Here is an 11756-nt window from a genome sequence, read left to right as displayed (position 1 = left end):
AGATGATAAAGATAAAATAAAATTATTTAACGTATTAATCCAGCATGAGGTTGACCATAAGAAAAAAAGTACAGTTAATAATATAAAAATGTTAACAGATAGTAGAATTAAACTCGAGAATAAGGTTACAAATCCAGGTAACCATTCAAAAGAGGTGTATACTAATCAAGTAAAATCACGCCCAGATTTAGGAAGATAATATTAGTTTAAGTCTACATTATGTTGCTGTTAATATCACATAACTAAATTCCCGCTGCCTATGCGGGAATAGCATTAAAGTTTATTGTGATACAATAAAAGATACTAATCTTTATCTTATTATGTGTTAACTTTTAGTTTTTCTTTTCCAGCTAAACATTTTACTAGGTTATTAATAGCTTGTTGTTCTTCTGTACTTTGGATTTTCATAAAATTTCTTGAAACTTCGATGCACATACGTTGATGTTGAGTATGCACAGGTTGAGGTTTATTAGCTTCTTCTAGACCTTCAAAGAAATAATCGATATTTCTATCCAAAGCTTCTGCAATCAACACTAACCTACCTACAGAAATTCTATTAATTGCTTTTTCGTATTTTTGTAATTGTTGATGAGTAACATCAATTACTTCAGCAAGTTGTTGACGAGATAAACCCTTTGCTAATCTTAAAGAATAAATTTTCTTTCCAATAAAGCTATCAATTTTTTGTATAATATCGTTTTTTCTACCCATTATCCTCTCCTTAGTTACAAATTATACTATATTATAAAAATTTTCTTTAAACATAATATATAGTTATTAATAATTAAATATTATTCTACTTATCCAATTATAAGTAGAAATAATATCATACCTTAATATTATAAGCAACTATAAAATAATATTTTTTAAGTTTTGTGTAATCTATTTAGTAAATAATTATTTAGTTTTGATCTCAAACATAATTGAAATAGATTATAAAAACAAAATTATTATGCATAATTTCAAATATTTCTTATTAAATGCAAATTTAATTTGTTGATATACACTTAGAATATTAATTTAATAAATTAAACTAATATTCACGATAAAAATATCATAGGAATTTCGAATTCTTATTTGAAAGATAAAATATAATATAATTATATTTTTAAAATTTTTAAAAACTTATTTACTAAAGTCAAAACTGCAATTTAGAAAAAAATTAAAATTTTGGTGTATTATAGAAAAATATAAAATTAATACAAGGAAAAATTTCATTTCTATGTTGATATTTCAAATCAAGGATAAATGTGACTTCATAATTAATTATAAAATTAATTATTTACAGTGAGTTTATTTAAGATTAAATATAATTACTGGAATTACAGTAATTATAAAAACTTAACTTAAATATAATGAGAAAAATTTTTAATTGTCTTTATGTAGCTTTATTTAGAACAATAGAACATGATGGTGTTGAACACTCTGGATATATGTCATTTATGGTACTTTTGTCTATTTTCCCCTTTCTAGTATTTCTATTAGCTCTAACAAGTTTTTTAGGAGCTTCAGAGCTTGGTCAAAATTTTATAAAAATTTTTTTAGAAAGTCTGCCGGAACAAGCAACGGAATCAATTGAAAAGAGAGTACAAGAATTGCTAAGTGCTCCGCCTCAAAGTTTAATGACTCTTGCTATAGTAGGTAGTGTCTGGACTGCTTCTTCCTTTGTAGAATGTTTAAGAACTATTTTAAATCGTGTATATCAAATAAAATCTCCTCCTCCTTATATAAGAAGAAGATTACTTAGTATTATACAATTTCTCATAATTAGTATTATGATTACCTTTACTATGTTCCTTTTGGTGTTTATTCCAATAATTTTTACAAAAATTCCAGTAATATTAGAAACTATTGAAAAATATAAGGTCGTTTTAAATTTTATAAGATATGCTTTAATTTTAATTTTATTATTTTTAGGAGCTTCGTCTTTGTATTATATACTGCCTAATGCAAAGCTAAATTTTGTTGATGTATTTCCTGGAGCTTTATTAACTGTGATGTTATGGATAATAAGTGGCTATTTACTTTCAACTTATATAGTCTATTATAATCAATTAAATTTAATGTATGGTTCTCTTGGCAGCATAATAGTTACATTAGTATTTTTCTACATTATAAATATGATATTTATCTATGGTGCAGAATTTAATTATTTAATGAAAAATTATGAAAAATAGAATAAAGCAAACCTAAGGCACTGAATAAACATTAAACCATATATCTTCAAGCACTTAAGATGGTAATACCAAATTTTGTGTATTAATGCTATGCAATATCGCTTTGAATTTTAATATCACTAACTTAGAAAATTTGCTTGTAAATAGTTAATTAAAAAATTCTGGTTTAAATAACATAAAACTTTCTTGAGATGATGTAGGTAGTGGAGTTAGGTTATATTGCGGATCAAAAGCATTACCATAGGTTTTTTCTATTTTGGGGAGTAAATTAGGAAACTTTAAAGCCAATAATATCGATTTTAAAATAGTAAAAATTGCTATATATGGATCAGTCTCAGGAGAGGATAAACGATGTTCTAAACGTTTAGGAAAAGCATCTGGAATTCGCACGGCTACACTTCTATTATTCCCACCGTACGATACATGCGTAGGGGCCATAAATTTTTTATTTATCCGTAAATAATCTATAGTGTTTGGCATAAAAGCTAGTAATGTTTCTAACATATAGTGGCATAGGCCTTGTGTCGCTAAAATTATGTAATGATCACTAAATTCAGGATTAAAATTGACATGAAAATGCATACTATTACCGTAATCATTTAAAAATGGTTTAGGAGAAAAATCTATATAACCATTTAACTGTTTTGCTATTTTTTTTAAAATCGCTTTAACTTCAAATATATTTTTTATATATTTTATTAAATCTTCTGAAGGAGGAAGATCTATTTCAAATTGATTATTACCTTTTTCTTTTTTTATTTTAGGAATTTTAAATCTAGCTAAGTATTTTCTTGAAAGAATCTCAAATTTAGTGATATCCATATTATGGCTTAAATAAAATTCTATTTCTACGCCAATAATTGGGATTAAATTATAATCTTTATGAAATTGTGCTATTATTTCTTGTAGTTGCTTATTTTTTTGTAAACTACTAGATATAGTATTAATAAAATTATGATAGTTAATATAGGATATTTGCATGGAAGGATTAATAAATGGATTAGTTTATTATAAAATTTTTGATAAAACATTCAAGAATTCTAGTCATAGATATATAAAAAAAAGTAAATCTGTAAATGAAATAGAAATAGCTAAAAATAAAAAAGCTATTATTGATTATTTTAAAGCACAAGATATTTTAATTTTAAGGCAAGTACACGGTAACCAAATTATTGATGCAGATCACATTATGGCTTTTGAACCAGAAGTAGATGGAAGCGTTACAACTAAAAGAGGTTTAGTTTTAGCTGTACAAACTGCAGATTGTGTACCTGTATTACTAGCAAGTAGTGATGGTAAAATAATTGGAGCAGCACATGCTGGATGGCGAGGTAGCATAGATAATATTATCATTAATATAGTTGCTAAAATGGCAGAGAAAGGAGCAAAAAATTTAGTAGCAGTAATAGGTCCTGCTATAGCTCAAAGTTCATATGAAGTTGATGAAAAATATTATCAAGCTTTCTTAGATCAAGACATTAATAACAAACAATTTTTTATAAATTCAAAAAGAGAAAATCATTATATGTTTGATCTACCAGCTTTTGTAGAGTTAAAACTTAAAGAGGCTGGTGTCAAGAACATTAAAAAGATTAAAGAAGATACTTATATAAATCCAGCAAAATACCCAAGTTATAGACGCTCATGTCACTTGCACGAGCTTTATAATGAGAGTATATTATCAGCTATCATAATTAAATAAATATATTCGTTTAATTTAAAAAATTTGCTTCAACGCTTTTCACTTTTAATTCTCATGATATTTATCTATGATGCAGTCAAAAGTTGTAAAGCGTTCTGCTCTTTTTCAAATTAAACTTTGTCATCACTTTATGGTTAGTACTATAAAACCTTAGCATGAAATAATTTTTCTAAAAAGCAAGCAGAATATATATCATAGTATCACGTTATCTTTGATAGATGGCCTGAGAAAGTGTTACCGTTTAAATAATATATTTAATGCTTAAAAAATACTACGGTTCCTGACTCTTGCTTATTACCTTCATTATCAAGATAATTTACTTTATATTACTTTTGATCTTATAATTTGTATTTCAATTCCAGAAAATAATAAAGCACTTTCAAAAAAGTCCATTTTTCTTGAGGAAAATAAGTTATTTCTGAATTAATAAAAATTATAAGCAATAATTTATTACTTTTATGTAAATCTACTACTATGTTTTAATATTCCAACCATATTAGCACCAAGCAATGCTGCTTTTCTATATGTTAAAGTCTTAAGCATTGAATATTACTCCAAATGTTTATAGAGTTGGAGAGATTATAGGCATTAAATAACAAAATTCTTTTGATTATTAATAGGAAAATTATAATAAATTTATAATCAAAATAAAGAAACATGGGAAGAAATTACTAAGACACTTAGTAATTTATACAATCATTCATTAAAATTAATAAATAACGTAGAAAGGTATAAAACATGAAATCTAAAGAAGGAGTATATATGATTAACACACAGGATTTATAAAATGCTTTAGTGTTTATAATTGTTAATGTTGCTACTGGTATAGCTTGAGTAAATTTTTATAAAACAAGCCGAAGTATTCTAAAGATATTCTAAGTAAAACCAGACGATTTTGACAATATCTATAAGTCTAACACAAGAACTACTCCCTCCTATGGTCAGACCTACACATTACTGGCAAATGATGGAGATTAAAACCATTTAAAAATAGTGGAATAGTGACAATAGGACATGAAACACTACATTATTCATTAGATTTGATAAGTTAAGATTATAAGTTTACTCTATTGAGTATATCGCAATTATATAAGAAAAATTTTATAGATGTGACATATTGATTATAATACATCAATTTCAATTACAACATTTAATGCTAAAGTTCATTTGAACTATTAGATCATTTATCAAATGTGCAGAAATTTTGATTACTAAGCAAGGAAAAGCTACAGGACCAATTAGTCCAGATTAATTTTAACTATTATATTAAAGTTACAAATGTAGCAGCCTTCAGAATCCAAAAACTTACCAAAGAAATTAATCTACAACCTCCTGATAAAGTAAAAAATAGCTCTTTAGTTTTAGATTATTTAGTAAGCATTGTATAAGTTTATACCTGGTATCGACTTAACCACACGCATGTGTTAACCCTTTATTACTAGTTATTAACAGTATGGATTATTACTGTAACACTTGATAAATCTTTAAACAAGCAAGCAGAACTGCATAAGTTATAATAGTTTTACATATTTACAGCTCTCAGCCAAAATACCCAATCATACGTTTGCCTAAGTCTTCTTCAAAAGATGGTAAGTATTGCACTGTTTTCCTACATATTTTTACGGATGGAATAATGAGATCTTGTTCTTTTACAGAATTTATCAAGCACTGTGTTTTACAAGCTTGCTCTAAATGGTAACTATAAAACATAGCTTCGTGAATAGTTTTTCTGCAAGTAATAGCACCATGATTACGAAGTAACATTACATATTTTAAAGCAGAAACTGCAGTACTTGCAGTGGGTTGGTATGATAATGCAAAATAGCAGAAATATCGGACGATCCTTGTAAATCCTACCATAAATAAAATAACTGGTTTTATTATCATGATACTCTTCTTCTTCTAAAATTTTTCCATTTAAACTAACTGTTCAAAGATTAGTTGGAGTCACTTCTTCAAATCTGATCCCAAAAGGATAAATATAATAAAAATCAGCATTTTTATGTATTGCAGATAGATATGTATAGGTATGATCATGCATCCATAAATATGCCATTATTTTGCTGCTAAATTGTATTTTATATTATTAGATTTTGTTAAAAGGCATGTATATATTTTTTCCTTCTATACTTATATCTATACCCACAGGGGTTTTTATACATTCTTGTATATATTTTTTATCTAAATATAGTGCTAAATAATAATTTAATATATTACATTGTAAATTATTATTTTTACTGTAAAAATTAAATTCGACTTTATTTCCTTGAGCTAACAATTTTTTAATATTCTCACTTTGTTTAATCAAGACTTTTTGTTCTAAACTTAAATGTTTTATTCTCAAAATATTCTTAACTACAGAAAATGAAGAAATAGCAAAGAGTATAATGAATATCAATAATTCTTTTTTATAAGTAATGATGCTCCTTTAATCGCTTCTATATAACTAAAGGTAAAGAAATACAAATATAACCGCCACAAGGCAAAAATTATAAAGCAAATGCGTGTACTTATCAGAAAAAATTTATATTCTTTTAATAAATCTAGTTTGTATTTACATATACCATACAACGATGCAGATTGTATACACAACTAAACTACCTTCTTTTACTAAAAATTTTAGAAAAAATTTCCCATAATTTAATAATAATAACTTATGTTGTTCATTAAAATTTTTAGCAATATATACTAAATTACTAAAGCTATGTTCGCTTCTGTCAAAAAAATCATGAGTGTTCTTAAAATAACTCATCCAAATAAAATTACATAAAATTGGTAAAGTTAGCAAAATTAAATAAGTAATATAATCTTATAGTTCTTTAGATTTTTTATAAAAAATCATGTGATTAAATATTAAAATTACCGAAGCAAAACTAGCAAGCCATACTCCGATTTCTCTGAAAAACGCAAGTAATATCGTAATAGGTAAAATAAGCTTTAGAGCTTTCTGTTTATCCTCTTCAAGGATATAAATTGCGAAAATAGATCCAAACATTAAGCCAATAGTGCTATCATTATATATTGAGCGAAGTCCTGTGGTATAAATACTACAGCACAGAGTAGGATTGAAAATAATACACCAGTCTGCCAAAGTCTTTTATTCCCAGCAAGAGGTGCTAAAAATACTAAATGTAATAAGAAATGTACAAATAATACGTTAGCTTCTGAATAGCCTGAAAGCAATAGCATAAAGTAATGATAAACAGCAGAGCCTCTTGGATAATGTGCATGAGTAGAAACAATAGAAGTTAGAGAAGTTTGATTTTCAAAAAGACCAAAATATAGTAATTCTTTAGTAAATATTCCCCAATGCGAAAAATCATCATAAGCATGTAGTGATGCTTCTCTAGTATAAAGAAAAAATATGATGACTAGTAAAATAAAGGCAATGGATTCATTAGATAGAATACGTATGCTTCTAAAAACTAAGAATATACCGATGAAATAAAATAAATATGTTGCAATTACCAATAGCTTTAGCAAGACAATATAGAATTGATACTAATATGCTGATCGTTACTGGAATAGCAAAATTTAATTTTGTTTTGGAATATTTAGCAAAAAAAGATAAGAAAGCAAATATACTTAATATCGGTATAATAATCATATATTTAAAATTTAAAAAAGCTACCAAGTCATTACAAGCAACTGTAAAGAGCATGGCTAAAAAAATAAAAAATTCTAGAAGAACAGTTGTCTCTTAGTAATGATGTCAAAAAGTTAGTAATATAACAATGTTTGTTACAGTATAATACTGACTGAATGTTACCCATGTTTAATTTTTGCTTGGGCTGCAGCAATTCTTGCTATAGGAATTCGGTAAGGAGAGCAAGAAACATAATTTAAATTCATTCTATGGAAAAAGTCTATAGAAGTAGGATTTCCTGCATGTTCACCGCAAGCTCCTAATTTCAAATTAGCATTAATACTTTTGCCTCGTTTTATAGCAATTTCAATTAGTTCTCCTACCCCTTCTTCATCTAAAGTAGTAAAAGGATCAGATTCAAAAATCTTTTCTTCTAGATAAGAAGGTAGAAAAGATGCAATGTCATCTCTAGAAATTCCATATGTAGTTTGAGTCAAATCGTTAGTACCAAAACTAAAATAGTCAACTTCTTGAGCTATTTTTTTACTGCTAAGTGCTGCTCTTGGAAGTTCTATCATAGTACCAAGAGAAAAAGAAAATTTATATTTATAACGTTTTTCTAATTCTTGGGACATTTCATAAATATCAGTTTTAAGTTTTTTAATTTCATTAACATTACTAATTAAAGGAATCATTAACTCTAAATTACATTTAATATTTTCTTGTTGATGTAATTCAAAGATCCCTGTAAAAATTGCTTCAACTTGCATTTGGTAAATTTCTGGTGAGCATATGCCTAAACGACACCCACGGTGGCCGAGCATAGGATTTACTTCATGCATCGCATGTAGACGCTGATTGACTATTGATAAAGGTAGATTTAAGCTGTTTGCTAAATGTTCCTTATCTTCTTCTGTTGTAGGTAAAAATTCATGTAAAGGTGGATCAAGTAACCTAATATTTACAGGTTTATCTTTCATAACTCTAAATAAAGCCTTAAAATCCTCAGTTTGTAGAGGTAATAATTTTTGTACAGCAAGCTTTCTTCTCTCTATATCTGGAGCAATAATCATTTCTTGTACTAAAGGAATTTTATTTTTATCAAAGAACATATGTTCGCTACGACATAAACCAATACCTTGTGCACCAAACTTCACAGATATTAAAGCATCATTAACTGTTTCAGCATTTGCACGAACTTTTAATTTGCTGATTTCATCTGCCCAATCAAAAATTAATTTTGATTCTTCACTAAAAGTAGGTTGAATTAACGGCATTTCTCCTAAAAATACTTTACCACTGCTACCATCAATTGTTATAACATCACCTTGTTTAATTATTATGTTACCTGCTTTTAATATTTGTTTTTTCTCATCTATCAGTAAATTATTTGTACCGCAAACACAAGGCTTTCCCATACCTCTTGCTACAACTGCAGCATGTGAGGTCATACCGCCTCTGATAGTTAAGATACCTGAAGAGACATGAATACCGTTAATATCTTCAGGACTAGTATTATGACGTACTAAAATTACTTTGTGATGATGTGATAATCTCTCGGCATCATAAGGTGAAAATACAACAATACCGCTTGCAGCACCTGGAGATGCTGGTAACCCTTCAGCAATAGGAGTCAATCCTTTACTGTAATCAATTCTTGTATGTAATAATTGATTTAAGGATTCTGGATCAATTCGCATTAAAGCTTGCTCTTTAGATATAAGCTTTTCTTTAACCATTTGTACGGCAATATTAATAGCAGCAATAGCAGTTCTTTTTGCAGTACGTGTTTGCAATATATATAATTTATTATTTTCTATAGTGAATTCTATGTCTTGCATATCTAAGTAGTGCTCTTCAAGCTTTTTTGCAATTTGTGATAACTCATTAAATACTTTAGGCATCATTGTTTGCATAGAATTTGAATCATCGGAAATAATAGGCATAGGTGTTCTAGTACCTGATACTATATCTTCTCCTTGAGCATTTATCAAAAATTCTCCAAAAAGCTTTTTTTCCCCTGTAGAAGGTGAACGAGTAAAAGCAACACCTGTAGCTGAAGTTTTACCTAAATTACCAAAAACCATCGCTTGTATATTAATAGCAGTACCGAATGATTCAGAAATATTATTGATTTTTCTATATACAACTGCTCTGTTACTCATCCAAGAATGTAGTACTGCTTTAATTGTTGATTCTAATTGTTCATAAGGATCGGTTATTAGTTGTTTAGTATACTTAATATGCAATCTTTTAAAATCTTCAATAATTTTTTCTAATAGCTCTATAGTTATGTCACTATCTTTATAAATATCAGCTTGCATCTTATGTTTTTCATAAATTTGTTCAAATAAGTAACTTGGTATGGATAATACTGTTGAACCATACATTTCTAAAAATCTTTTATAACTATCAAGAGCAAATCGTTTATCACTACAAGAATCAGCAAGAGCACTGCATACCTCATCATTCATTCCAAGATTAAGTATAGTGTCCATCATTCCAGGCATTGAAATAGTAGAACCTGATCGCACTGATAATAATAAAGGATTTTTTATACTACCAAAAACCTTACCAGTAGTTGCTTCAAGTTTTTTTATAGCTTTTTTTAAATCATTTTGAAAATTTTTAGGAAAGTTATTTTTATGTACATAAAAATAATTACAGAGTTCTGTAGTGATTGTAAAGCCATCCGGGATAGGTAACTTTAGGTTAGACATTTCAGCAAGACCTGCGCCCTTGTTACCAAGTACATTTTTCATGCTAGCGTTTCCATCGCTACCGTTACTGCCAAAATAATAAATTAATTTTTTCATATCACATATCAAAATTTGCTAACAGTTTATGTGTTTAGAAGCTTAACCCATATTTATACAGTATGCAAAAAATAGTAGCAATGTTAAATCTAGTCGGAATTTTAGATTTATTAGATTCATTTAAATTTCTGTACATAAAATCTAAATATCGTTGACTAATTTAAGAAAATTTATCATAATTCTATGTGGTCGTGCAGTTGCGTGATTTTTAAAATATCACGAGGAAAGTCTGGACTCTATAGAGATGTGGTGCCGGCTAATCTCCGGCGAAGTATTATTACTTTAGGGAAAGTGCCGCAGAAAATAAACCGCCGAAATATTTCGGTAAGGGTGAAAAGGTGCGGTAAGAGCGCACCGGTAAGTTGGTAACAAATTACGCATGGTAAACCCCGCTAAGAGCAAGATCAAATAGGTGTTACAGAACATTAAGTTCCCGGGTATCTCTAATCGGTTTGTAACGCGGGTAGATCGCTTGAGATAAACGGTAACGTTTATCCTAGATAAATAACTGCAATGAAAATATTCATACAGAATCCAGCTTATAGACCTATATAATTAAGTTTTATGTAGTATAATATAAAACTTAATTATAATCTTAATAAAAAATTTTTTGGCTTTGTTTATATGGTTTGGATGTCATTCGTGCAAAAGTAGGAATAACATCCAATGCATTTTTATTACCTTACTTTATAGTGTGGCACCATTTAATGAAGAAATTATATCATAATCCAATTTGTCCTCTCTCACGACAAGCTCGTATCTTTTTAAAAGAATTAGATATACCATTTACTACAATTAAAGAAGATTATTGGCAATTCAATAAAGAATTTTTAAAGATAAATCCTTCAGGAAATTTACCTGTTTTAGAAGAATCATATGGTTTATTTGTAATCGGTATTTATCCTTGCATAGAATATCTTAATAGTAAATATCCAAACTTTAATTTTTTAGATGAAGATATCGATGTTTGCGCTGAAATTAGACGATTATTTTTTTGGTTCAATGATAAGTTTTACCGCGAGGTAACGAAAATTATTATCGATGAAAAAGTTATAAGATCTATTTCTAAAATGAGTAGCCCACGAACTGAATTTTTACGTGCTGCAAAGAATAATTTAAATTATCATTTAGAATATATAACAAGTTTATTGGAAAAAAGAAGCTATATTGTATCTGACACATTAACTATTGCTGATATTGCATCAAGTTGTCACTTGTCGATACTGGATTATTTCGGTGAGATTTATTGGGATAAATGGGCAATTATTAAACATTGGTATTCACTAATAAAATCAAGACCAGCTTTTAGATTATTATTACAAGATAGAATCCCAGGCTTTACTCCTCCTAGTTATTATGCAGATTTAGATTTTTAAAATATGTAATTTAATAATGTGATTCTTGTAGTATTATAAGTTTGCAGTATTTCTTGGATATTATTAAGAGATTTATTTTTTGAATCATATTCAATATGG

6 protein-coding genes, 1 other RNA gene and 2 pseudogenes are annotated in these 11756 nt (G+C 27.7%); 4 read left to right on the top strand and 5 right to left on the bottom strand.

The window, feature by feature from the left end; genetic code table 11:
* Window positions 1-318 precede the first annotated feature (318 nt).
* Window positions 319-711: a helix-turn-helix domain-containing protein gene (locus tag AC27F4_RS04005; RefSeq protein WP_487062290.1), complete on the bottom strand. Its 393-nt coding sequence runs from the start codon at window positions 709-711 to the stop codon at window positions 319-321.
* A gap of 644 nt (window positions 712-1355) precedes the next feature.
* Between AC27F4_RS04005 and AC27F4_RS04000 the strand changes: the two genes are divergently transcribed.
* The gene (locus AC27F4_RS04000) at window positions 1356-2177 is read left to right on the top strand and encodes a YihY/virulence factor BrkB family protein (RefSeq protein WP_487062288.1); all 822 of its coding nucleotides are present in this window, start codon (window positions 1356-1358) and stop codon (window positions 2175-2177) included.
* 147 nt (window positions 2178-2324) lie between these two features.
* Here the strand turns inward: AC27F4_RS04000 and AC27F4_RS03995 are convergent, their stop codons facing one another.
* On the bottom strand, window positions 2325-3158 hold the full coding sequence (locus tag AC27F4_RS03995) for a type I glutamate--ammonia ligase (RefSeq protein ID WP_487062286.1): 834 nt from the start codon (window positions 3156-3158) through the stop codon (window positions 2325-2327).
* Here AC27F4_RS03995 and pgeF point away from each other — a divergent pair.
* Entirely contained in the window at window positions 3157-3879 is a 723-nt protein-coding gene (gene pgeF / locus AC27F4_RS03990; RefSeq protein ID WP_487062284.1) for a peptidoglycan editing factor PgeF, read from the top strand. The two genes, AC27F4_RS03995 and pgeF, sit on opposite strands and share 2 nt — an antisense overlap.
* A 1522-nt stretch (window positions 3880-5401) precedes the next feature.
* On the opposite strand, the pseudogene AC27F4_RS03985 reads toward pgeF, so the two are convergent.
* The 3 genes and pseudogenes from AC27F4_RS03985 to ppdK all read right to left on the bottom strand — a co-directional run bounded on the left by AC27F4_RS03985 (window position 5402) and on the right by ppdK (window position 10281).
* Window positions 5402-5935: pseudogene (locus AC27F4_RS03985) on the bottom strand (class II aldolase/adducin family protein).
* 30 nt (window positions 5936-5965) lie between these two features.
* A pseudogene (locus AC27F4_RS03980) lies at window positions 5966-7486 on the bottom strand (hypothetical protein).
* A gap of 158 nt (window positions 7487-7644) precedes the next feature.
* Window positions 7645-10281 carry a pyruvate, phosphate dikinase gene (gene ppdK, locus AC27F4_RS03975; protein ID WP_487062282.1) on the bottom strand — a complete coding sequence of 879 codons (2637 nt, stop codon included), beginning with the start codon at window positions 10279-10281 and terminating at the stop codon, window positions 7645-7647.
* Window positions 10282-10463: 182 nt separating this feature from the next.
* Between ppdK and rnpB the strand changes: the two genes are divergently transcribed.
* An RNA gene (gene rnpB, locus AC27F4_RS03970) (RNase P RNA component class A) lies at window positions 10464-10839 on the top strand.
* A gap of 149 nt (window positions 10840-10988) precedes the next feature.
* Complete coding sequence (locus AC27F4_RS03965; protein WP_487062280.1) at window positions 10989-11657, top strand: glutathione S-transferase family protein; 669 nt, start codon at window positions 10989-10991, stop codon at window positions 11655-11657.
* Window positions 11658-11756: the final 99 nt, after the last annotated feature.

The sequence above is a fragment of the Candidatus Rickettsia mendelii genome (assembly GCF_057543435.1).
This window is presented reverse-complemented; position numbering and strand designations above follow the sequence as displayed.

Bases quoted from the DNA above. Each gene is read 5' to 3' on its own strand.
- AC27F4_RS04005 (WP_487062290.1), bottom strand. From the start codon at position 711: ATGGGTAGAAAAAACGATATTATACAAAAAATTGATAGCTTTATTGGA.
- pgeF (WP_487062284.1), top strand. From the start codon at position 3,157: ATGGAAGGATTAATAAATGGATTAGTTTATTATAAAATTTTTGATAAA.
- AC27F4_RS04000 (WP_487062288.1), top strand. From the start codon at position 1,356: ATGAGAAAAATTTTTAATTGTCTTTATGTAGCTTTATTTAGAACAATA.
- AC27F4_RS03965 (WP_487062280.1), top strand. From the start codon at position 10,989: ATGAAGAAATTATATCATAATCCAATTTGTCCTCTCTCACGACAAGCT.
- AC27F4_RS03995 (WP_487062286.1), bottom strand. From the start codon at position 3,158: ATGCAAATATCCTATATTAACTATCATAATTTTATTAATACTATATCT.
- ppdK (WP_487062282.1), bottom strand. From the start codon at position 10,281: ATGAAAAAATTAATTTATTATTTTGGCAGTAACGGTAGCGATGGAAAC.